Here is a 24,301-nt window from a genome sequence, read left to right on the forward strand (position 1 = left end):
AATTCAATCTCACTAAATAGCTTTTCTATATTACTATCGGCTAGAAACGCTTTTCACATAACCTCTTCAGCAAAATCACTGACTGAATATCCTTTACGCTGCTTCATAATCCAGCCTTGCTTTTGAAGTTGATTAAACAATTTCTGAATATGCTTTTCCGGCCACTCGGAAAGTAAACCAAACCATCTTGTTTCATGTAAGTTCAGCGTTCTGAGTTTATTTGTAGCCTTTCCGGCCAGCACGTGCACCAGGATATGAGCGGGATAGTCCGTACCATAGTAATAGATTAAATCCAGAATTTGCTGAGTATAAGCATAGGTTACCGGTCTTCCTTTGATTGTAATAATGACATCGTCTTCTCCATAACGAACCTCTTCCAATTTCCCTTTAAGCTCTTCCAGTACATGACTGGTCATAGGGTATACATTCTCAGGTACCAGCTGCAGCCAGTCTGGCAGTTCTTTCAGCATCCGTACATCATCAAGTTCGACTCTTGAGAGCCAGCACAGTTCTGAAGAAGATGTGCGTTCCGGAACATTTGTTCTACTGAGTTTATCGTACATATATAGGAGTGGATAGGCGGAAAGATTCGCTTCTTCCGGTTGATAAAGTTCGATCTGATGCACCAGCTGCATACTTTCTTCAAGTTTCTTACGAGCAGCCCCCAATTGCTTTTTTAAGGCTCTTAATTGGAGAAGCTGTTCAAGCAGCGTTTCATTCTGCTTAGCTATACTGTTGAATTGCTCTTCAATAGTAACCATACGTTTCCGCGCACGTTCTTCATCAAATTCCTCTTCAAAATAAACCCGATCCTCATCTACCTGATAATAAAGACAGCAATCACATGTTTCACAATAACAGCAGATAGTACGGTTAGCTGAATCGAATTGCAGCTGTTTTTCGTGTGGACAGCTGCTGTCTGGATTCTGCAGCCATTTCTCTGGAAGTGATCGGAAAGGACGCATTACAATCCCTACTCGATGACGCCAATAAGCAATATCTTCAGGGTATTTGATTACGGATAGAAGTGCAGATTGATTCATGACTTCAACAGCGTCCATAACTTCTCTCTTTTCATGGATAAGCTTAACAATCGGATGGCTGTGAAAAGCTATTGTGATTTTAGTGAGCCAGTAATCGCGTGAATATTCGCTTATATCTGCTAAGAACCTGTAATCTTCCAGCACTTCTGCAACATGATCATTCAACTTTTCAGAAGACAATTGGGTGAAATTCGTTTTGTAAATGTAGGAATCTTTTAAAGGTAGTCCATGTTCTTCAGACAATGGGCTCCATAAGAAAAGCTCTGGGCGCAATAAGTGAGGATATACCGTTTCGTCTTTTTGCAGTGATACAGGCAGAACCGCTTCACCTGAAATACCCAAATAACGACGAATCGGGGCAGCATCTATATTCATGTGCTTCATTTGATCGAGAATCGTATCATTCAATCTTGATAATAACCCCCGTTCAAATTTATGACCGACCGATCGAATAAACTTGTTTTTCTTTCCAATCGGTGCAAGCACAACGGATGGATATCGTTCATCCTGATAAATAATCGTCTCTGGCAGTCCCATAATGATTCCCCTTTTGAATGAAGGATTTACTACTATTATAGAAAAAGTATTACAGAGTACCAACAATTATTAGTAAAATGGGCTCAAACTGTTAATATTTCCACGGGATACCCAATAAATAAGCCAGTCTCTATAACCCCGGGAATGGATCGGAGTCGATTTTCAAGATCATTATCCACCTTCTCCTCTAATGTCATATCCAAAATCAAATTTCCCGATTCAGTAATGACAGGACCATCTTTCCCTTTAGCCATTCTTAAATTAAGTTTTGCCTTCATCATATCGTTAAGTTTCGTCTCTACCAGGTGAAGAGCTCTTGGATCCAACTCAATTGGCAAAGCAAATTTTTCCCCCAGTCTAGAAACGAATTTACTTCCATCTACTAAAATGTACGTTTTTGGAGAGCTCGCCATCACTAGTTTTTCTGCAAACATTGCGCCGCCTCTTCCTTTAATTAACCTGTTATCAGCATCAACCTCATCCGCGCCGTCAAAGCCCCAATCTGGACGCCCGTTCATAAGATTAGTAGTTCTAATTCCTAATGTAGCACAGTTTAGTGAGGCTTCATGGGAAGTTGGGATTGCTGATATATCAAGTCCTTCCTTCTTTACTCTGGCAGCAATTGCTTTTAATGCCAGATAAGAGGTGGACCCGGATCCTACCCCAATCACATCTCCATTCTTTACCATTTCACTAACTTGGCCAGCTGCATTTTCTTTTTGTTCTTTATTTGAAATGTCTCCAGACCAGCTCGCTTGAATTGCAGATTGATTATTCCATTTCACAGTTATCACCTCTTCCACTTGGTATTCCCGAAAATATGGATAAACAAGCATTAGACTCTGGTCAAAGTGTAACAAATATGTACCCTTTTAAAGCATAACTAAGGGGAATAATTACAAAAGCATGTAATCTTTTACTTTTAATTTACATCCGTCTTTTTAATAAACCTCATTCTTTCTGTCAAAGTTTATGAAATTGATACGAGTATACGTAAAGCTGATTATTTTTTACGTCGTTCTCTTACTATTGTTACTTTTGTTATGAATAGTCCCAGGCTATGGTTTTAGAATACCCATTTAATTAACAAGGTCATGCTTAAAGGCATAGATAACCGCCTGGGTTCTGTCATGAACTTCAAGCTTTCCAAGAATATTGCTCACATGAACTTTTACTGTTTTCAAGGCTATAAACAGCTGATCAGAAATTTCCTGATTCGTCTTCCCCTCTGTCATAAGCAATAGAATTTCCATTTCTCGTGCCGTTAACTGCTCATAGAGGTGATTGGATTGAGGAGTTCTCATCTTATTCATAATTTTCCCCGTCACTTCAGGTTCAAGAATCGACTGTCCTTTATGAGTAGCCCGAATTGCTTTAGCAATTTCCTCAGCCTTTGAGGTTTTCAGCATATAACTGACCGCTCCGGCTTCCAGTGCCGGGTACACTTTTTCATCATCTAAGAAACTGGTAACAATAATGATCTTAGCCTCGGGCCATTGCTCGACAATAAGCCTGGTCGCTTCTATTCCATCCATTTCTTTCATCACCAGATCCATAAGGATAATGTCGGGGCGATGTTGCAGAGCTAATTCGACTGCCTTGCTTCCATCGTCTGCTTCCGCGATAACCTCAATATCTGCCTGGGCTGTTAAATAGGCTGACACTCCAATTCTGACCATTTCATGATCATCTGCAAACAATACCGTTATCATTACGTCTCCCCTCCGTCTTTACGATAAGGAATTTTAACCTCGAGCCTTGTGCCTTCTTCTTTTAAACTAACGATTTTCAAAGTGCCTCCCACTTCGAAAGCACGCTCCTGCATCGTTTGCAGGCCATAGGAACTTGCCTTTTTCTCTTCTACTTCAAAACCTACTCCATCATCTGTGACTCTCAAAATGATATTCTCATCCCGTTCGATCAACATGACTTTTAAAGTATTTGCTTTCGCATGCCTAAGCGTATTGGACACAGATTCCTGAAGAATCCGAAATAACTGATCTTCTATGCCTTTGTCTACTTCAAGTGACTCTACGGTCCACTCAATATCCATAGGAACTTTTTGAGTCAGCTCATTCAGAAGTTCTTCTGCCCCTTCTGATAATGTTTTATTGTTCAATGCTGCCGGCCTCAAATGGAGCAGAAGAGCTCTCATTTCCAACTGAGATTGATGAATCATTTTTTCTACCATTTGCATCTGTTTTCGCACATTCCCATCCTCAGGTGGATTCACATCGTTGATGGCAGACATCATCATGGAAGCAGCAAACAATTGCTGGCTTACAGAATCATGCAGTTCTCTAGCCAAACGATTCCGCTCCTGAACCACCACCTCCTGAAGACTTTTTTCTCTCTCTTCAGCCCGTTCTGTCGATAACCTTTGAGCTAGCTTCGCTTGTTTTGCAAACTTATCTTCGATTTGTACGATTTTATTTTCAATTTCCTTCATTTCATATATATCTGATTCTTCATTGGTGACAGGATTTCCTCTTACAAGCTCATCTAATTGATGTTCAACAGCATGGAAACGCCTTCTCCACGTCCAGCCCTGTACAATACCAACCAGCAAACCTGAAATGGTGGATATGGTTATGATTAACAAACCATAAGGTAGATCCATGACACGACGGTTCCATAAATCAGCCCAGGTGTCTAATGGGAAAGCAACGAAGGTAAACCCTGATAAAACAACCCCGAATAGGAAAAATGTAAGGAAGCTGCTTAGAATTTGACGCTGCCATATCGTCATATGCGCTTCACCTCAAGATCTCCGGAGAATATGGACGTAATGATTTTCACTCTCGGTTTTGCCGTTACGTAATCAGAGGTGCGAAAGGATACATACTGGTTCAGTACCTTCGTTTTTTTATATTGAAAAATAGCTGCACGACCAATGACCGCGCTGTGCTGGATACTTACTTCTACTTCATAAGGCACATAAATAAAAATGTTACCTGCCAGGTGACGTATCGATATCACAGCTTCATCATGAGGCAATACAGTTTGACTTAAATCTATAATGCGGTCCCCAAAACCCCCATGAATATTTACGTCCTGCCATTTATACGATTGATGCGGAGTGGATTGATCTCCAAAGAATTTCTGCGCTAGTAATGGCTCATTGTAAGGGATTTCTTCATCGGTATCTATTATTTCCGGCTGCAGTTGTTCAGGTTCTTTTTTGGATTTGTAATAGTTATGAATAAACAATAGGAGCGCTGCTAAGATAAGGAATCTGACCGCAATCATACTCAAGACGGTCAACACTAAGCTTACCGCACCAATCCAAAAGATGACTTTCCTCCAGAAAACGTCATACTTTTTCCAGCCTATATAAATGAGAAGACTTGAAAATAAAACAGAAAATACGAGTCCCCCATTAAAAAAAACCACTTCAATAACAAGGAGGACCACCCCTATGATTAATAAAGTATTGATCGCATCCGTGGATAAACGTTTAAACATAAAGGTCATCCCCCTTTTCTATCCCGAGATTATGAAAAAGACGCAGCAACCTGCGTCTTTTATCATATCACGATTCTTATTTGGCAGTAACTTCCTCTGTATCCTTCATATCTTTTTCAAGCTGCGAGATTTTACTATCAAACGTGTTCCGGTAATAAGAACTGTTTACTTTGTACTCCAGGTCTTCCATGTAGCGGTCCATTTCTGAGAATTTAGAATATGGCTTGTCCGCCGTATCTTCAATAACTTGATTCATCCGATGATGGGCTCTTGCAATATTCTCCCGCCCCATAAGCTCCATGCGTTTCAGCTGCATGTCCTTTAATTTATGTTTCATCTGTTCGTATTTTCGTTCAAGCGATTCGAGTTGCTCGATGGCCTCCTGGCGTGCGGATTCTAACCGTTCCGCTCTATTTTCATACTCTTCCTGCTCTTTCTTTGCAAATTCGTACATCTCTGTTTCATGAGCTCGCCCAGCAATCTCAGCCTGGTCTTTGCGTTTTTCTGCCATGTCCTTAGCTTTTTGATATTCCCTTGCAAATTCGTCTTTTAAACGATATTGCCGTTCTACAAGCTTGCGTACTTTTTCAGTTTCCTTCTCACTTTCGCGCAAATAGTGGTTAAGCATGGCCATTGGATTCTTTTGTTCTTTTTGATTGAGTACCTCATGCAAATCTGCCGTTATGGAATCTTTCATGCGTGTAAATAAATTTCCCATCTTATAATCTCTCCTTTAATTTTACTTTTTTAACTCGGCCCATTGCCTTTCAAAATTTGTGAATGGGTCATTAGAAGTGAAGACCTCTGTCTCGCTGTCTTCCTTGTCACTCCAATGTTTGTAAACTAAGTAAAGGACATAGGCGGCTGCTAGTCCAATCACAGCGTACACATTGGAGACGGCCACACTTGTAATAATCAGCCCCAGAACGACCCAGCCAATTTTCCCTGCTGTTGTCTCACTTTTCATAAACTTCTTAAACACTACATATAGAAGCCAGACACTAACACCAAGCAGAATCATCGGTCCCAGGTTGGCCAGCAGAATACCAAGAGCCACCAGTGCTGCTAAGAACAACAAAAACTTTTTCATTCTATTTTCCCTCCTTGTTGTTTTGTTGTATCTATCATATCCAGAATGAAGCACTATCGTAATGAGCCTGAGATATATTCTGTTCTAAGACCAGAGGCTTATAAGCCCTTTATTCCTTATGTATATAAATGAACTAGGTGAATTTGCTAATTTCAGCTCATCTTGCCCAACTTCTCCTTATACTGCCACGTTTTTAATCACCGCTAATATGATATAAGAAACCGTGTACTTAATTTGAAACGACAAAGGTGGTGAAAAATGATGAACCCATTAACCAATAGTGTTAAGATTCGCTTAACCTTTTTATTCACCTATGCATCCATGCTCGCCGTATTTCTGTTAATGAGAGAAGATATGGAGATGGCCATGGGAGAATTAAACCTATCATTATACTTCTTTACGATGATCGTCTTTTGTATTATAACCTGCACCTCATCTCCATTCCGCACGTTTCCTAAAAACCTTATATACGCTTCGACCGCGAGTCTAATCTCGTACACTGGATTATTATTCTCACTTTCTATTCATACAGAATTTCTAATCCACCCTTTATTTACTCTTTACCTCATCGCTGTACTGCTATACATGTTCAGTGGTCTTCAGAGGACACCTCGTCATCGAGTTCCTGCCTACAAAAGGTACAGGTGGAAACGGAAAAACACCTTAATTATCGGAGCTGGGAGCGCCGGATCCATTGTGGCTAACGAGCTAAGGTATTCTCCTGATTCTACCCTTCATCCAGTTGGATACCTTGACGATCAAAAGAGTAAAATCAGTAAGAAAATAAATGGAGTAAAAGTTTTAGGTTCCACCAAACGGCTACCCTACTTTATAGAGAAGCTTGAAATAGACACCGTCATTATTGCAATTCCATCTGCACCTCGTCATGTCATCACCAATATTGTTAAAAAATGCAAAGAAATGAACGTAACTGTTAAGACAGTACCGAAGCTAGTGGATATTATAGAAGGAAAGTTATCCATGAAGATGATTCGAGACGTTAAAGTGGAAGACCTTCTAGGCCGGGAACCTATTAAACTTGATTTACAGCCTATTACAGGTTACATGCGGGACAAAGTCATTCTAGTGACGGGGGCAGGCGGCTCTATTGGCTCTGAGTTATGCAGACAGATTATGAAGTTTAATCCGCGCCATCTCCTTCTCCTTGGACGTGGGGAGAATAGTGTGTACACGATTGAGAACGAATTGAAAAGGCTGTTTCCAACCCAAAACGTAACAAGTGTAATTGCAGATGTTCAGGATGAAATAAGTATGCAGCGTGTATTCTCTCACTATATGCCCGAAGTTATTTTCCACGCTGCTGCTCATAAGCATGTACCCTTGATGGAGAAACAGCCTGAAGAAGCTATAAAAAACAATGTCTTCGGTACCAAGGTCGTAGCTGAATGTGCGCACAGGTATGGATCCGAACGCTTCATACTGATTTCTACTGATAAAGCCGTAAACCCTACGAGTGTGATGGGGGCCACAAAGCGTATTGCCGAAACTCTTATCCAGCAGTATAACGCTCATAGTCAGACAAAGTATGCAGCCGTTCGATTTGGAAACGTTCTAGGAAGCAGAGGGAGTGTAGTGTTACTCTTCAAAGAACAGATTGCAAGCGGCGGACCTGTTACGGTGACACACCCCGAAATGATCCGTTATTTCATGACCATTCCCGAAGGTGTCCAGCTTGTTATCCAAGCAGGATCCTATGCAACTGGTGGGGAAATATTTCTTCTGGATATGGGGGAGCAAATGAAAATAGTCGATTTGGCCTCTGATCTTATTCGACTTTCCGGACTTGAGCCTGGTAAAGATATTAAAATTGAATTCACAGGAATTCGTCCGGGTGAAAAGCTTTTTGAAGAGATGTTATTGGCTGAGGAAGGTAATGGAGCCACGAAGCATGAATTAATTTACGAAGCAAAGCTCGCCTCATTTTCAGAAGAAGAATTATTCGGCACACTCCACAAACTGGACGAAATGATTCATTCAAGAAATGATGTAGCCGCGCATACGTATAAAGAGACCATCTCCAATTTTATAACTACCTATAAGCCTTTCCCGTCGAAGAATTACTAAGGAACGGATGGTGGAGCAATCACGTTAGAAGGGAGTTCTTGGCTTGAAAATCGCGGTTCTAAACCAGTCCCACTGTCAGAACGTCAACCTTTTACTTCAAAATGGAATGAGACCTGACATTTATGCTCTTACTCCTTATTCATGCAAAGGCTATTCAAAATTTTTATTCCACCTTTTATCCTTTCATTATCCTCATAGTGAAAGGATTTTTATTGGTGCGTTGGATCAAGATCAGTTAATAGGATTTGCCGAATGGGTGTTCATGGAAAAGACTCTCCATTTAAATAACATCTACATTTCAGGCAGCGCTCAGGGTAAGGGTATAGGGAAGCTTTTATTTGAAGATGGTCTTCAGAGGGCTCGCCGGTTTAACCTTTCTACCATAACTCTGGATGTATTTAAGTGGAATAAGCGTGCTCTAAGCTGGTACGAGAAAATCGGCTTTATCATGAGAGAGCGAAACTACTGGTTTCAAACACCCTTGCCTGATAAAAAGGAAGAGGGGGAATTTGTTATTCATAATTACCCGGATGCAATGGCAAGCCTGGATATGTACGGATTCGGCCGCCTATTCATTGAAACTCCAGACCGAAAGTACGGGGTTTTGTTATTAGGGGATGATTATTTCAGAATAAACCATGATGAAAAATTTCTGAACCCAGATTTACTGGCAGGCCTCAATAAAATCAACAGGAATAGAAAATTAATCATCATCAACCATTCACCGACTCTTCAGGGTAATTCTGCTCTTCCCTATATAAGTGAAAGTTTGAGAATGAAAATGGATCTCCCCTATGGAAAGGAGAACTAGAATGACTACTTTCAAGCACCTACCATCTTGTAAGAACTGGGAGCCTTATTTAAAGAAGATTGAAAACCTTGATGTCTATTATGACCCCCATTATGTAAAGCTGCTCGCTCCAAAGGATCAAGGATATGGAGAAGCCGTTTACTACGAAAATGAGAAAGGACGCATTTTTTATCCTTATATTAAACGATCGTTTGATGAATTCTGGGATATTGTCACTCCATACGGTTACGGCGGGCCATTTCTTCAGGGTGACCCCTCCACCTTAATCGATTTCTATCACCTATTCACTCCTTTCTGTGCAGACCAGGGAATTGTTACTGAAAAAATTAAATGTCATCCTCTTTACACTAATTCAGCCGCTTTATCGAAAATCATGGACATCGAACTAGTCCAAGAGACAACTGCCGTGGATCTTAACCTTCCTTATGAAGATATAAAACAAGGCTATTCCAGCTCCAATAAACGGAATATCAACAAAGCGAGAAGAAATGGGGTAGAAATTATCGAAGACTCCACCCTATCTTATCTTCCAGACTTTCAAGAAATGTATTATGAAACTATGAAACGTAACGATGCAGACCAATCTTTCTTCTTTACCGATGATTATTTTCAAAACCAAATGAAAGATAGACTTCTTTATAAACCAAGGCTTTTAATTGCCAAACATAATAATAACGTGATCGCCGGTGCGCTCGTGCTCCTCGGAAAAAAGGCTGCTCATTATCACCTGGGGGCTTCCCTGACTGAACATCTTTCTCTTCGAGCTAACAATCTGCTGTTTGATGAAATGATTCAATACTGCCAGAAAGAGCAGGCAGAGATTCTTCACCTTGGAGGCGGCACAAGTAAAGATGACGGACTTTTCCGTTTTAAATCTTCTTTCACAAATAACAATCATTATAACTTTTTCATTGGAAAACACATCATTAATCCAAAAGTCTATAATGATTTATTGACCTCTACTTCCAGCCAATCCCCTTTCTTTCCACCTTACCGGTATTAAAAAGCTTCTTCCCGAATCATATTTTTTTATAATTACAACTTAAAAGACTATCCTAACCTGAATTAAATCTTTCAGAAAAGCTCCCTTTTCTGTAAGACTTGATTTCGAGATAAATGGGTCCGTTATGTTAGATGGATAAGGGTTGGTGGGGAAATAACTCGCTTTCCTGTGGCCCTATATGACGTAGGGTCGATCGACGTTGCCACAGGACGTGGCGAATTTAATCGATCCTCCTTTTTTCCATGAGCCTCCTACGTCGTTTCACTCCCTGCGGGGTCTCACCTAGATCCTTCTCCCACGGGAGTCTCATCATTTCCCAACCAACCCAACGATGGGAAGAAAAACGGACCTGCTGTAAAAAGAGGTTTTGTTTATAACTCGTTTGCAGTAAGCGCCTTTATATCAATGTTTTCCATTGTAATGAAGCAAAAAGCAGGAACTAATTCCCTGATATCATGATAACGAGGCAGGTAATATTCAGAGTGGTTTCGAGTTTCTGATCTGGCAAGGTCCGGAGGGGGATAATGAAGACTCCTGGGTTAAAAGCGGAAGCACCTCGGTCAGCGGCGTATGGACTGGACTGAGCTGGCGGAGATAAAGAAAACACGAAGAGCGGAGCGATTCGATGTTGCCTTATCATACAGAAGTGAGGGAAGTCTCACTAGCCGCTAGGTGCTAGAGCTGGATAGCTCTCCTTGTCGTTTATGTTCTGATATTTGATTAAGACTAAAAAAATGATAAGAACGGTATGAACATGATCGGTGAGACCCCGGAGAGCTTTAGCTCGAGAAGGCTCAGCACATGCCCGCGGAAAGCGAATTATCCCCCGCAGGACCTTTCCTCTCATAAAATATCTCGAAACTGAGTCTTCAACAAAACGTCCCTATAAAGGAAGACTATGGAATTTAAAAAAGAAGTCAGGAGTGGGGGTTCCTGACTTCTTTTTTTATGATTGGATGACCGGGTTTGTGAACATGGACAGATCACGCTGTTCTATCTTCTTCTTTACCCAGGCGGGTGAAGGAAGATTGCTTAAATAATCCGCAGCCACTGCATCGGTAAAATCTTTATTTCTTGTATATTTAATCTCTTTCTGTGCATTTTGTATTACAGGTGATATTTTATGGACTGTTCCTGACTGGATCGAATCGATAAGCGCGCACTGTGCGCTCTTTACGGCTTCCATTCCCAGTATAAAAGGGTCATAATCCAGGGATCGGCCAGGTAAGGCATGAAATAACATTTCTCCTGAATCCAGCCCTTTTCCAAGTAAGTGGATCGTCGCGCCAACTAAATCAGGACGCCCATCATACATTGCCCAAAAGTTGCATGAATTACCCCGATAATAAGGGGAAATGCCCATATGGATGTTAATAGCCTTTTGGCTAACCAGCCAATCACAAAGTTCCCCTTTAATGAAGCTTGCTCCAAACACCACGTAGTAATCAGAATGAAGAGCATCTTTCAAATGAGTCAAATCCACCAGGCTGACCTCCCCGGCTTTCAGGGCAATCGACCGGACGTTAGGAGGAGAAAATCTAATTTCCCCAAACACTTTCGCTTCTGCCTGAAGCACATAAGAAAAATATTCTTTCATAATTTCGCTCTTTTTATAAAATCCTTCTTCCTTCCCTGGAAAAGCCGAATGGCATTCCTGAACAACGTAGACTTCCTCACAAATGGAAGCCAACCGCTCAATGAACGCGATATGGCGAGGCTGATTGCTTGTGAACACTGTTACCTTCAAGTCGCCCTCCCCATTTCCTTAAGAATATTGGCATGATCTTCCCTTGGATATTCGTATCGACTACTCAGGTTACCGTACATATTAGCTCGAAAGCCCACTTTCACTCCTAGCTTGTGTAATATACTCAGTGTATCCTGGTTGTAGGAATTACATGGATGCGATACTGTAACAGGGTCCTTGGCTAATACGTTTTTTAGAACGGAAGCATTCTTTCTATACTCTTTTTCCTGCTCTGTGGCAGGCAGTCTGCCTAAATAGGTAGGATGAGAGTGAGAGTGTAAACCAATTATGTTATGTTCCGAATCCAGCTGACGTAATTGCTCTTCATTCATCCACAGCTTGCCTTTTAATTGGCCTATATCAACTTGATAGTCTATTAGCATTTGTTCCATGATCTCTTGATAAGGCTCCGCACCCAAAATCCGATCTCGTATATATCTAAATATCTTATCCTCTTTTGTGTAAAAGGGAAACTCGGTTAGATACTTGGATGGATCAAAATTATTTAATGCTTTCTCCACCCTTTTCAAATAAGGAGACGTCTGAACTGCTTTAAGAAAAGCCTGATAAAAGTCATTTACAGAAGCGAAATTAGAACAACGAAAATGCCGATAAATCTCAATTCGTTCAAGCTCCCCCTCTAATGGTGATGTATAAACAAACCAAAAAGCTTTAATCCCATAGCTTTTTAGCACAGGATAAGCTACATCGTATTGACATTTTAAATTATCATCAAATGTAATACAGAGATCGTTCTTATCTAACTTTCCTGCTACAGCTCGCTCATACCAATCACTGGCAGATAGAATATATTTGCATCCTACAAAATCAATCATATCTGCTAAGGTTGCTGCAGATATCGATCCTTGACCCTTTACATGCTCATCATTATGAAAGTGGTGAAACATAAGCCCATGCGGAATTGAAGCCAAGTAATTCCCCTCTTGCCTGCCAGGTTTAGTCAATGGCCTCATCCTCCTGATAATTCCGCTTTGCGACTTTCCCTTCATACTCCCAATACAGAAGCGGTGAGATGCCCGTACCTGGACGCTTACACCCTAAATTTTCAGAAGAAAGTAATTCGCCTTTTTTTATTGATTTCGCCGCTACTAAACTTTTTCTAACCACTTCCCGGTTGGCCCGTTCCCCCTGTGTAATCCTTTTTAGCTTCTCTCCAAGAGCGGATTCAACTTCCCTGATACTCGTTACCATTTCTTTTAGCTCTTCAGGGTCCAAAGAGGCTTTGTGATCTGGGCCTTCCATATCTTTATCCAGAGTGAAGTGTTTTTCGAGGACTGCTGCTCCTCGTGCTACAGCTGCAATAGGAACAGCAATTCCAAGGGTATGATCTGATAAACCTACTGGCAGCTGGAAGGCTTGCTGGAGGGTATCCATAACCTGTAAATGAACATCCCCAGACGCTGCCGGATATTCAGAAACACAATGAAGTAAGGTAACATATTGTTTTAACCAGCCAAGACCTTCCGTCGAATCATATGCTTCTCGAAAGTTTGGGAGTGACGGAGATTTACCTCTACAATACCCGTAGGCAAGGACGCCAAGAGCTGCTTCAATATCACCAAGACTGCTCATACCCGTTGATAAAATCAATGCTTTTCTAGTCTGACCCAGATAATATAGTAGCGGTGCATTAGTTATTTCTCCTGAAGGGATCTTAATGGGTTCCAGGTTAAAGTTACGATGAAGCATTTGAGCACTGACTAAATCAAAAGGTGAAGAAAGAAAAGTAATACCGCTGCTTTTACAATGCTCGATAATGGTTTCATGGTCTTCCCTGCTTAGCTCTAACCTTTTCGACATTTCATAATGGCTCTCTTTTTCACTCGTGAGCCCTTTCTGGTACAAAGCTTTCCTGGCCGACCGAGCTACCGAGGCGCTTGCGTTGAACGTCTGGAACTTCACGGCATCTGCTCCCGCATAAGTAGCTGCATCAACCAGGTCTTTCGCCAGCTGAAGCGAACCGTTATGATTGACACCCGCTTCAGCGATGATATAAGTAGAGGAGGACAACAATGGATTCACCTCTCAAAAAAGTGTTTTTTCAGCAGGCTTGTGAAATCTTCTATAGAAGATAAATGCTGGACTATTTTTTCTGAACTGTACCCGTCACCATAAGGGTTCACAACTTGAGAACAATCCAAAGTAAATGCTTTTTGAATTGCAGATAAGATTGCTTCTTTTTCGGGAGAGCAATTAATGACTGAATCTGCTTGCATCCGTCCCTTTTGTCTATCCCCTATGTTTATAGTTGGAATATGAAAAGAAGGAGCTTCCGAGAGTCCGCTTGAAGAATTGCCGACTACCATATCCACATGACGAAGTGTATTTAGATACCTTAATTGACCAAGAGAAGTATATACTTTCGCGTTTTTTTTCTTATGAACGAATTTCAAAAGCTGCTCCATAATTGCCCGCCCCTCTGTATCAGCATTAGGCATTGTAAAAATCAGGCCTGTCTCCTTCTCATCTAATTCGTCCAGGGCATTTAACAATTCCTCGCACTGTGCACGAGCAGCAGATTTCTCTAAAGTAACAGGATGAAAAGTGATCATTAAATTTTTATCGTAGAATATGAAATCCAATTCTTCAGCCAGTTCTTGCTTTGTCATTCTAGGCATTTTACGAATGTAATCGAGACCCGGGTACCCCACTTGAAAAATACAATCCGGATTCTCGCCCATCTGCTCGACTCTTTGTTTACAAGGAGCAGTGGTCACGAAGTGAAGGTGAGACATCTTCGTAATGCTATGTCTGATTGATTCATCAAAGGCTCCTTCAGTCGTATCACCCCCGCATAAGTGAGCAATTGGTATTCGTGCAACGAGAGCAGCCTGCGCCGCAGCGAGCAATTCAAAACGGTCTCCAAGTAGAACCACTAAGTCAGGCTTCAGCCGCTGAAAGGCTTCTGCAAACCCAATCGTTCCAAGCCCCATTGATTTAGCAATCCCCACAGGGGTGTCACTGGAGAGAAGGATCTCAATTTTTTCGTCAATTGAAAATCCATCTTCCTCGATGGTTTGGTAAGTCAGCCCAAACTCGGGAGAAAGATGCATACCTGTTGCGGCCACTTGCAGTATATAGCTCTTATCTTCCTTGAGGAGTCTCATCAGCCAGTACAGCAGGCCATACTCCGCTCTAGTACCCGTTACTATACAAATTTTCCTCTGTTTCACTTGAGCTGCCCCCTATTGTTAAATAGCAGATGGACCCTCGCCGGAAAATACATTCTTTTTGTACCATTGATAGGTGCGAGTGATGCCCTCCTCTAAACCGACAAGGGGCTTATACCCCGTCACATTCATGACTTCAGTTATATCCGGACACCTGCGAGCGGGTGACCCAGCTGTAGCGGGTTTTGAAATAATAGTAAGGTTCTTTCCAACCGTCGATATTATTTTTTCAGCCAACGTGCGGATGGTGATCTCAGGGTCTTGATTGCCGATGTTGAGTACTTTTCCTTCCCCATCTTTTTTAAGCATCGATTTGCAAAGCAAATGGACAGCATCCTCCACGTAGCAGAAAGTCCGCTTATGATCTACGGAAAAAACCTCTAGTTCACTATGGTCAGCTGCTTCATGAGCTTTTTTCAGTAGTTCTGGAATGACGTGAGATAATCCCATCCTCGGTCCGTAAATATTATGAGGCCGAATAATCGTAAACGGGAGTCCTGATTGCTCGAGCAAAGCCTCCCCATAAAGTTTTGAGAGCATATAAGAAGTTCTGGGATGGGCTAATTCGGTAAGAGCAATTGGTGTAGATTCAGGTGTAGGGATGGGCAGCTGAAAGTGAGCCAGGGTTCCTGCATAAACTTCGCTGGTTGAAGCAAACAGCACCCTTTTCAGAGCAGATTGTTTTTCAGCAAAGCTGATAAGATTAAGCAGCATGAGCAGATTGTCCTTCAGCACTTGATAAGGACGATTTAAGACAGCTGCCACTCCTAAAATAGCAGCGAAATGCACGATATACTCATAATCATTACCTAAAGAACTGAGACCATCAGGATTCAGTAAATCTGCCTGAACCAGCCTGACATTCGGGCGCTGAATTAACGTTTGAATAAATTCATCGCTCACCCCTCGCGCCATATTATCGACAAGGTCAATTTGAAAGCCTTTGTCGGCTAAATAAACAGCCGTATGACCGCCTATGAACCCTGCGCCACCGGTAATCAATACCCTGCTCATAAATTATCCCCCCTGCCAATACTAATGACATCGCATCCTATGGTGCGCAGTTGAAGCCTCTGTTCATCACTTAAGACGTTATTAGCATCTAAAACTAAGGGCGTACGACCGTTTAACCATTGGCGGAAATCAATCTGACGGTACTCCTGATGCCCGACCGCGAATACCATCGCATCATATGGAGCAGATGGAAGCTGCTGTTGTACGTCCATCTTCATCTCCTCCCACCTTGGAACCAGCGGGTCATAACAATCCACTATAGCTTCCGATTCGGTAAGTTTCTTTACGAATGGTTCTGATGGTGAATAACGAGTATCCCCAACATCCTGCCGATAACTCACTCCAAACAAGGCTACTTTTTTGCCTTTTAAGTCTTGCTTGAAATGGTTGTAAAGCTTATTAAAGCTGACCATGGGCATCTTACGATTGACTTCCACAGCCCGCTTACAAAACTCAAAATCTATATGAGAAAGCTGATAATATTTTTCCGCGGCAATCTGGGCGAATAGCGGATCTTTCGTTAGACAGTATCCCCCTACACCAAACCCCGGCTGCCTCATATTAGAGTGCGTTGGGCGCATGCGTATAGCCTCAATAATTTGAAACATATCGATATCTACGGACTCCGCAAATCTTCCCCATTCTTCCATAAAAGCGATTGTCATCGCTCGATAACTATTCTCCAGTACCTTTGCGGTTTCAGATGCTGTTGTAGAGTGGAGGCGAGTCATAGGATAGTCTTTCGTATTGATAATGGAGGAAAGAAAGGTTTCGCAGCGATCCCCCGCTTCTTCGGTTACCCCTGCATAAACACGCCAATAATTGATGATGGAGTCCAAATAATCTTTTCCCGGCATAACTCGTTCATAGGAGTGCGACACATGGACCTGATGTTTGGGTAACCCTCGCTTAACCAGGGCTTGATTCAACTCAGGAACGACCACGTTCTCGCAAGTTCCAGGAGGCACGGTGGTTTCCACGATAATTAAGGTATCCGGCTGCACCGACTCACCGATTGTCTGAATAGCTTTGCGGAACCCACTTAGAGGCACATCCGCTTTCCCGCCTTCATAGCTGATATCCAAGTTCACATCTACAATGATCACATCCGCCATTGTGTAGACAGATGAATTCGTTACCGCTATTAAATTCCCTGCTCTGTGGGCAGAAGCCAGCGCTTCTTTTAACTGGATATCACTATTCTCGAAGGGCAATAAACCTTGAGTAATAGCATCTGCACGACGTTTTCCTTCTTCAGTGGGAAGATCCACACCGATTACATCATACAATCTGTTTCCCTCAGTATCTTTGGCATTTGAAACAGCCACAGCCATGGCAGCCCCTACAAACCCCAGCCCTTGCACACAGACTACAGGCCGATTCCCCTTCTCCAGCTTTAAAAAAGACTCTTCCTTTTCAAACCTACGCATGGAACTACCTCCCACCCTGCTTCTCGAATTTCAGTTTATTTATTCCTCTCGCTTAACAAGAATTCACAGATCGTAAAATCTAAATAAGTATCAATATCGTAAGAGCGTTCCTGGCTCATCACATAGCTAATGGTTTCTCCTTCTTTATAGAAATCTTTTGTTTTTTTCAGCCACTCGACTTTAGCTGCATAAACGGCTCCGTTCACCGCATACGCTGGCCTTTGATCTTGCCTTCTAACACTTCGGTCTCCTGGAAGAACAGGGGTAAGAGAGTAGTCCTGATTTTGATAATACATCCAATCTGGATGCTTAGAGGTTTCCACAACGGTTATACATGCATTGGCCTGGTTATTGATGCAGGTCATCAGACACTGATCGATATCCTCCGCCTTCCTAAGAGGAGAAGTCGGCTGTAAAAGAACAATATAATCATAACCTTCTATTTCCTCTAAAGCATGAAGAACTGGAGCTATACCTGGAGTCTCATCCAGGGCTAGCTCTCTCGGTCTTACAAAAGGAACTTCCGCTCCCCATTCAGTTGCTACATGGATAATCCCCCAATCCTCACTAGAAACAATAAGTCGATCTATAAAGATCGACTTTTGCGCTTCTTCTATAGTCCAGGCAATCAAAGGCTTCCCTGAAATTTTGCGAATGTTTTTCCGAATCACTCCTTTGGATCCGCCACGAGCCGGAATAACACCCAGCACTTTCTTTCCTTTAATCATTATGAAACACCTCATAATATTCTACATTTGCACGCTCATAATCAGCTATACGCCCTATGTCGAGCCAATATTCACGAATAGGGAAAATGTACACTCCTCTTTTTTCTTCTATCACTTCTTCAAACAGTGTGGGCATATCATAGAATCTGTCCTGAGGGATTTTCTTTAACACTTCTGGACTAATTACGTTAATTCCAGCGCTTATGAAATGACGCTCAATCGGTTTTTCTTCAATGCTTAGTAACTGATTCTTATCAATCCGGCACACTCCATACGGAATTTGGATATCGTACTCTCTTACACACATCGTTACAGCAGCCTGGTTTTTTGTATGGTAATCCAGTAATTTATCAGCCTTCATCTTTGTGAGAATGTCACCGTTCATGACAAGTAAAGGATCTTCTGGTTTTTCCTGAATCAAGCTTAAAGCACCTGCTGTGCCCAACCGCTCTTTTTCCTTTAAGTAACGAATAGTCGCTCCCCACTTCGATCCATCTCCAAAATATTCTTCTATCATTTCTGATTTATAGTTAACAGACAAATAAAATTTATGAAATCCATGATCCATTAAGTTCATAATGATTGTTTCCAATAATGGTTTCTCTCCCACTTTCAAGAGTGGTTTAGGACAATTCTTGGTTAGAGGGTGCAGTCGGGTACCTAATCCTCCCGCCATGATGACCACCCAGTTACTTCTTAATGTCGGTTTATCTTCCCCATCGACCATTACATCCACTATTTCCTGCTTTTCATTCACGATGGGTAAATGCTTTATTCCATATTTTTTCATGATGGCTCGAGCTTTTGCAGCAGTTACTTTTTCTTTGGTCATGACGGGGTTCGAATTCATGACTCTTTCCACAGATTCCGAAAGTGAAACACCTCTAAGAATACCTCTTCGGATGTCTCCGTCTGTTACGGTTCCTATCAACTGCTTTTGCTGATTGATGACAAAAGCAATGTGATAGGCCTCTGAATCTATAATTTGCAGTGTTTCGTGGATTGAAGTGTCAGCGGAGATCATCATATTCTTGTATTTGTACACGCCGTTCTCTCCCTTCTTTACTATTTGCCTTCAATAAACCTGAAGGGTATTGTCATAGTATTCGGGAGAACGAGTTTCGGCATGGACAATAGCTTAGATCAAGACTTTTAAACTAAAATAGGCGGTGAAAAAGGACTTGATTTTAATAGTTAAGAATTTGAGAGGCAAAACGCTGATAAGAAATATCACCATCTGCGATATTCCGCTCTCCTGTTCTTTCCTTAAGTACACTCAGCTCTGTTTTTAACTGTTCATACGAATAAATAAAGGTACCATTCATTTTCTTTTCATAATCGAGCCGCTTCTTAATTGTTAAGTGATGGAGATAAAAAGCAGGAAGCTGAAACGCAAGTGCCATGTTATCACCGGCTGAAGATGAAGAAGAGACAACAGCTGTGAACGGAAAGAAAGCGGGCAATAATTCTGCAGGAGCAGATTCATTGAAGACATGGACATTCTGTAAATCCGTGTATTTTGATAAATCTTCACTGGGATGAGGTTTCACAAATAAGGTGAAGTTCTCTTTAATAATCTTAAATACTCGTTCTAAATAGCGAATTTCTATATCTTTATCTACTAGATTTATCTCTGATAACGGCTGGCCAAGAAATAAGATACTTTTTTCATACCTGGGTACATCGTCTAACCGAATATCCACAGCATCCGCAAGAGACGCTAAGTATTTGGAAGGTGGCAACCCGGCTGGCAACGGAACAATGGTTCTCCCTGTTTTTTTATACTCCGGGAATTCACCCTCATCGTTAATGGCTATCCACTTCACAGCTGGATGCATGGCTTGCATGTCGCTATATATTTTAGGATAACCAATGAAAGATAAGGCCCACTGAATCATCTTTCTTTTAAAATTTATCCGATGCTTTGTATAGATCCCAAGCCCTTCTTGCAACATCATAATCTTGGCCTTTGATTTCACACTTTCCTCAATGATACAGGCATTCATAAAATCATTATCTTTAAAAACAATGACTTTCTCAGGCGCAAGATTACGAGTGAAATCGGAAGCTTTTCTAAAAATTTTTCTATTGTCCCATAAAAGGCTTTTCAAATCTTTTTTTACTCTCGGAAGCAATAAGGAACGCTCAGCAGTAAAGAGTTCCTCTGCCAATTTATTCACTCTTTCATTGATAGAATAAGAGATAATATAGCATTCCTGCTTTAAGTAAATCTGTATGAAATAAGCCATCATTACTTGATAATTAGAACTGGCAACGAAACAGATTTTTTGAGGTTCACCCACGGCCTACCCGCCTTTCATCCCTTTGCAATTTTTCAGCCCACCATATATTCAATACAGAGCGAGCAAATTCTGCGATATAAGTAGCTATAATCGCACCCCATATCCCTACCATCGGGATGAAAATAAAATTAAAGCCAATATTTAGAATAGCTGCTGTGCTGCTGCTTATGGAAAGCCTTCCTGTCATCTTTTGATAAGCAATCCTGGCTGTGAGAAGATAGTTCAAACCAAAGATCATTTCCGCCCCGATTAAAGCCCATAAGTATTGTGAGGCTCCTTCAAAATCCGGAGTTGTCACCCAGGACAAAAACAGTTGCCCTAAAGCGAGGGAAAACACACCGCATCCAATCATGAGGATTAAAAACATATGTGTAAGCTTTCTAGCCTCTGCATCCTTCGAGGAGGACAAAAGATCATTATACTTAGGAACAAATGCACTATTCACACTCATATAAACCATTCGAAGGACCATTGCTCCCTGGACAGCGAGGGCGAAAACTCCGAGCTCTTCAAGCGATATAAATTTCTCCAGGATAACCCGGTCAGAGGTAGTAATGATCCAATTGCTTAATACGTGAGGAAGCAGCGGCAAGCTGAATAGAAGGCTTATTTTTATATAGTGCCAGGACCAGGAAGCGCTTATATCTTTTCGGATGGACCAGATGAATATAACAAAGGTCACTATACCGCTCCCCGCCATGGCTAATAAGTAGCTGCTAGGTCCAAGAGAAGTATTAAATAACAAGTACAATGTAAGCAGAAGAGTTACCGCGCTCTTTATAACATGAATAGCCGTGTAAACTACGGCTCTCTCTTTTACTCTTAAAATCGTAGCCGGCAATGAATTTAAAGCAGATAGTAAAGATAGGATAACTAAATAATAGTAGAAAGGACGGGCGGGGATAGAGGAAAATATAACCGGACTAATTATAGGTTGAGATAACATGAGAACAATGGAAAGAAAAACAGAAAATAAAATCACAAACAGGACGATAGTTCCTAGATACCTTTTTCTATCCTGTGAATGGTTCTTATAATCGTAATAAAGCCGTGTCACTGCCCCATGCAAAGAAAGCACCATAAACAGCTGTAAAATGCCGACCAATGCTTGAACAGTCGTCATAATCCCGTATTCAGCTGAGGTTAATTGACTCGTAAAGACCGGAAGTAGAATGAATCCAAGAGCAGGGGTTAACATCGTTGCTATCGTATATAAAGCGGCATCACGCAAAAATGGAATGTCATGCCTTTTCATTTCGTGCCGCCTCTTTTGCGTTTTCAATCGAATAATAGCTCAGGTAAATAAGGGAGATTAACACCCAGAATATCGTATTCCGAATTCCGTTGTGTGCGATCCCGTAAAGCAGTACGAAAAAGAGCGGACTGCTGTGAGCCAATGATTTACGACTGATACTTTGCGCAATGATAAATAAAAATAACAATAATCCAATCAGTCCATAACAAAAAAATAAGTTTCCAAAAGTTGAATGGATCTCATATCCCGAAAGTTTACTATCAAACCTTGTGTACGCCCCTTCTCCCGCCCCAAACACTAAATATTCCGAATCATTAATGATCCGGTCATATCCCCTATTCGCAGGATTATCATCATTGGCTTTTCCGATATCATTCATCCGATCGTCTAAATTAGATATGAGTTCAACGTCTGCTATTTCTTGAGTAAGTTCCGGCATGGTAAAAAATATAAATCCTATCACCATGGCCACTAGGAGGGCATTGACCTTTACGGACCAGCGCCTCGATAAAATAATCCACGTGATCAGCATGAGCCCACCACTGATCGTAGCGGCCTTTGATAAAGAAGCTGCTATTAACACTAAGCAGCTGATGACAGATAGCAGAAACCATAGTCTCCCCCTGTTCATTACATGGGAGGTAATTAGAATGATCCCCAAACTGGCAAGACTGGCATATCCCAGCTGATTGGGATTATTGTAAAAAAGGCTCTCCCGATATTGACCCGATGTGAAAAAGAAGGAAAGGAAAAATTGAAGCACTGTGGATATAGAAATACTAAGATAAACAATTTTAAATAAATAATCACCCAGTTTTTCATATAGAAGCAGAAATACGAACACCGTCATGATATTAAAAACGTAAAAAGCAGAAGAGTATAGAATACTGTAGTCAGAGAGCCAGAACGACCAGAATGAGTTCACAAATATGGTGTAACCAGCAAAGCAGACTCCCGTAAACATCATTAGTTTGTAAGATTGATAGATCAATAAAGGCCTAGAAAAGATAAGGAAAACAAACATACTTACAAGAGTGAAGTCAGATAGTTGAGGCAGTCCGCTGCTGAATAAATAGAATGGGGAAAGCATAAAGTAGACAAACAATAAAACCGTATAAAAATATCTATTAAATTGGTCAATGTTCTGCTGAAAACCTAAATCTCTTAAGTCCCTCAAGACCACCTCACCTGCCTTCAGCTTAAATTAATGTCTATAACGGTTCACAAAGACTCCCGCAATATTTGCCCCGCATTCTTTTAATTGATTAAACGAGGAGATAATTTGACTCATCTTACCATTCTTATAATTGACTACGAAGACACACCCGTCTGTTTGGTTCGCAAATAAGATGGTATCAGCTGAATCCTCTATGGGAGGACAATCAACGATTACATAATCATAATTTCTTTTTAAATCGTTCATAAACGAAGACACTTGATTAAGAGTGAAGTGGTCTGCTGTATGAGGCAGGTCGCGTCCTGCGGTGATTAAATCAAGATTGGGATGGAATGTAGACTGAATCACTTGAGAAAGATTTTTCTTTCCTGTCATAAAGGCTGTTAATCCAGTAATATTTTTCGTAGCAAACATCTCGTGAGAAGCAGGATTATGGATATTTCCATCTACGAACACCGTCTTCTTCCCTGAGTGAGCAAGTAGTAAAGCCAGATTTCCACTCGTCAGTGTAGTACCTTCCTTGCGTCTTGATCCCGTGACGGCAATGGACCGAAGATCTTTCGTTTGATTCATGAATGATAAGTTGGTCTTTAGTTTTCGATAGCCTTCTTTTTGCTCAGATTGCTGGGTACTGCGGACAACCAACCTTCGAAACAGCTCTGGTGCTGTCTGTTCAAACAAATAATCACTAGCAAATTTAGACTCATTATAATTTCCAGGCCGTACTTTTGTTGTGGTACCAAGAATCGGGACACCCAGTGCTGATTGTATTTCGTTATAGCTTCTAAATTTAGCAAAAAAGAAGCGGCTTAAACACACGATTAAAACTCCAGCAAAAAGCGAAAAGATCAGAGCTATCCCAATGTTTAAAAATGGATTGGGCCGAACCGGCTCCTTATTCATAGATGCCCGATTTAAGACGAATACGTTATCTAATTTCATGACTGAATTTATCTCTTCTATCGACATTTCAGCCATTGTGTTAGCTAGTAACACGGCTATCCGCGGGTCTTTATGCTCCGCTTTAATTGTAATTAACTGTGTTACGGGGTCAGTGGTAACTTGGATTTGACTGCTAATCTCGTCACTTTTCATTTCCAGTTTAGAAGCGGCTTTATCCACGACAGCGGGACTTTCAATTATTTCACTATACGTAGGAATTAGCTTAAGCAGGGAGTCAATGTCAGCCACTTGCAGCTGTTCATCTTTTTTAGGTATTTCATGTACCATTAATTTAGTTTTAGCGTCATAAACGGGCTCCATAACCAAATAAGTAACAAAAGCACTGAACATCGTAATCAAAAATGTACCTAGTAAAATAAATCTTAAATTCTTTTTGACGGCATCCAGGTAATCCCTTAAATCAATAACTTCCTTTTGCACGCTGCTTTGCACCCTCTCTTCTAGTTATCTATCTACCTG

General features: G+C 41.3%; 22 protein-coding genes. 3 read left to right on the plus strand and 19 right to left on the minus strand.

Annotated elements, in window-relative coordinates:
• Nucleotides 1-53: 53 nt before the first annotated feature.
• The 7 genes from LCM11_RS18430 to LCM11_RS18460 all read right to left on the minus strand — a co-directional run bounded on the left by LCM11_RS18430 (nt 54) and on the right by LCM11_RS18460 (nt 6,135).
• Complete coding sequence (locus LCM11_RS18430) at nt 54-1,580, minus strand: RQC-minor-2 family DNA-binding protein (protein ID WP_224895738.1); 1,527 nt, start codon at nt 1,578-1,580, stop codon at nt 54-56.
• An 83-nt stretch (nt 1,581-1,663) separates the two neighbouring features.
• Nucleotides 1,664-2,365: a ribose 5-phosphate isomerase A gene (rpiA, locus tag LCM11_RS18435; protein ID WP_224895739.1), complete on the minus strand. Its 702-nt coding sequence runs from the start codon at nt 2,363-2,365 to the stop codon at nt 1,664-1,666.
• A gap of 294 nt (nt 2,366-2,659) precedes the next feature.
• Entirely contained in the window at nt 2,660-3,292 is a 633-nt protein-coding gene (locus LCM11_RS18440; RefSeq protein WP_224895740.1) for a response regulator transcription factor, read from the minus strand.
• A complete protein-coding gene (locus LCM11_RS18445; RefSeq protein WP_224895741.1) occupies nt 3,292-4,329 on the minus strand; it encodes a sensor histidine kinase in 1,038 nt (345 codons plus the stop codon). The genes LCM11_RS18440 and LCM11_RS18445 overlap by 1 nt, the downstream gene beginning before the upstream one ends.
• On the minus strand, nt 4,326-5,045 hold the full coding sequence (gene liaF, locus LCM11_RS18450; protein ID WP_224895742.1) for a cell wall-active antibiotics response protein LiaF: 720 nt from the start codon (nt 5,043-5,045) through the stop codon (nt 4,326-4,328). Before liaF ends, LCM11_RS18445 begins: the two co-directional genes overlap by 4 nt.
• Nucleotides 5,046-5,121: 76 nt before the next feature.
• Nucleotides 5,122-5,763 carry a PspA/IM30 family protein gene (locus tag LCM11_RS18455; RefSeq protein ID WP_224895743.1) on the minus strand — a complete coding sequence of 214 codons (642 nt, stop codon included), beginning with the start codon at nt 5,761-5,763 and terminating at the stop codon, nt 5,122-5,124.
• 21 nt (nt 5,764-5,784) lie between these two features.
• On the minus strand, nt 5,785-6,135 hold the full coding sequence (locus tag LCM11_RS18460; protein WP_224895744.1) for a flagellar basal body rod protein: 351 nt from the start codon (nt 6,133-6,135) through the stop codon (nt 5,785-5,787).
• A 258-nt stretch (nt 6,136-6,393) separates the two neighbouring features.
• Between LCM11_RS18460 and LCM11_RS18465 the strand changes: the two genes are divergently transcribed.
• From LCM11_RS18465 to LCM11_RS18475, 3 genes are read left to right on the plus strand one after another with little or no spacing between them, the layout of a single operon-like run.
• Complete coding sequence (locus LCM11_RS18465) at nt 6,394-8,220, plus strand: polysaccharide biosynthesis protein (RefSeq protein ID WP_224895745.1); 1,827 nt, start codon at nt 6,394-6,396, stop codon at nt 8,218-8,220.
• Between the two features lie 43 nt (nt 8,221-8,263).
• Entirely contained in the window at nt 8,264-9,031 is a 768-nt protein-coding gene (locus tag LCM11_RS18470) for a GNAT family N-acetyltransferase (protein ID WP_224895746.1), read from the plus strand.
• Nucleotide 9,032: 1 nt separating this feature from the next.
• The gene (locus LCM11_RS18475; RefSeq protein WP_224895747.1) at nt 9,033-10,034 is read left to right on the plus strand and encodes a lipid II:glycine glycyltransferase FemX; all 1,002 of its coding nucleotides are present in this window, start codon (nt 9,033-9,035) and stop codon (nt 10,032-10,034) included.
• Between the two features lie 946 nt (nt 10,035-10,980).
• On the opposite strand, the gene LCM11_RS18480 is transcribed toward LCM11_RS18475, so the two are convergent.
• The 12 genes from LCM11_RS18480 to LCM11_RS20530 form a co-directional block, all read right to left on the minus strand.
• Nucleotides 10,981-11,781, minus strand: a complete 801-nt coding sequence (locus tag LCM11_RS18480) for a formyltransferase family protein (protein ID WP_224895748.1) — start codon at nt 11,779-11,781, stop codon at nt 10,981-10,983.
• Nucleotides 11,778-12,746 carry a polysaccharide deacetylase family protein gene (locus tag LCM11_RS18485; protein WP_224895749.1) on the minus strand — a complete coding sequence of 323 codons (969 nt, stop codon included), beginning with the start codon at nt 12,744-12,746 and terminating at the stop codon, nt 11,778-11,780. Before LCM11_RS18485 ends, LCM11_RS18480 begins: the two co-directional genes overlap by 4 nt.
• On the minus strand, nt 12,739-13,812 hold the full coding sequence (gene neuB / locus LCM11_RS18490) for an N-acetylneuraminate synthase (protein ID WP_224895750.1): 1,074 nt from the start codon (nt 13,810-13,812) through the stop codon (nt 12,739-12,741). The genes LCM11_RS18485 and neuB overlap by 8 nt, the downstream gene beginning before the upstream one ends.
• An 8-nt stretch (nt 13,813-13,820) precedes the next feature.
• Entirely contained in the window at nt 13,821-14,975 is a 1,155-nt protein-coding gene (gene neuC / locus LCM11_RS18495) for a UDP-N-acetylglucosamine 2-epimerase (RefSeq protein ID WP_224895751.1), read from the minus strand.
• An 18-nt stretch (nt 14,976-14,993) separates the two neighbouring features.
• A complete protein-coding gene (locus tag LCM11_RS18500) occupies nt 14,994-15,986 on the minus strand; it encodes an NAD-dependent epimerase/dehydratase family protein (protein WP_224895752.1) in 993 nt (330 codons plus the stop codon).
• On the minus strand, nt 15,983-17,416 hold the full coding sequence (locus LCM11_RS18505) for a nucleotide sugar dehydrogenase (RefSeq protein ID WP_224895753.1): 1,434 nt from the start codon (nt 17,414-17,416) through the stop codon (nt 15,983-15,985). Before LCM11_RS18505 ends, LCM11_RS18500 begins: the two co-directional genes overlap by 4 nt.
• Before the next feature lie 35 nt (nt 17,417-17,451).
• On the minus strand, nt 17,452-18,144 hold the full coding sequence (locus LCM11_RS18510) for a cytidylyltransferase domain-containing protein (protein WP_224895754.1): 693 nt from the start codon (nt 18,142-18,144) through the stop codon (nt 17,452-17,454).
• Complete coding sequence (locus LCM11_RS18515) at nt 18,137-19,189, minus strand: nucleotidyltransferase family protein (protein ID WP_224895755.1); 1,053 nt, start codon at nt 19,187-19,189, stop codon at nt 18,137-18,139. The genes LCM11_RS18510 and LCM11_RS18515 overlap by 8 nt, the downstream gene beginning before the upstream one ends.
• A 142-nt stretch (nt 19,190-19,331) precedes the next feature.
• Nucleotides 19,332-20,447: an alpha-2,8-polysialyltransferase family protein gene (locus tag LCM11_RS18520; protein ID WP_224895756.1), complete on the minus strand. Its 1,116-nt coding sequence runs from the start codon at nt 20,445-20,447 to the stop codon at nt 19,332-19,334.
• Nucleotides 20,440-21,702 carry a lipopolysaccharide biosynthesis protein gene (locus LCM11_RS18525; protein ID WP_224895757.1) on the minus strand — a complete coding sequence of 421 codons (1,263 nt, stop codon included), beginning with the start codon at nt 21,700-21,702 and terminating at the stop codon, nt 20,440-20,442. The genes LCM11_RS18520 and LCM11_RS18525 overlap by 8 nt, the downstream gene beginning before the upstream one ends.
• Nucleotides 21,689-22,879, minus strand: coding sequence for a hypothetical protein (locus tag LCM11_RS18530; protein WP_224895758.1), 1,191 nt, complete (start codon nt 22,877-22,879; stop codon nt 21,689-21,691). Before LCM11_RS18530 ends, LCM11_RS18525 begins: the two co-directional genes overlap by 14 nt.
• A gap of 27 nt (nt 22,880-22,906) precedes the next feature.
• Nucleotides 22,907-24,262 carry a polysaccharide biosynthesis tyrosine autokinase gene (locus LCM11_RS20530; RefSeq protein WP_224895759.1) on the minus strand — a complete coding sequence of 452 codons (1,356 nt, stop codon included), beginning with the start codon at nt 24,260-24,262 and terminating at the stop codon, nt 22,907-22,909.
• Between the last annotated feature and the right edge of the window lie 39 nt (nt 24,263-24,301).

This window comes from Halobacillus halophilus, assembly GCF_020171985.1.
Classification (GTDB): Bacteria; Bacillota; Bacilli; order Bacillales; family Halobacillaceae; genus Halobacillus; species Halobacillus halophilus_A.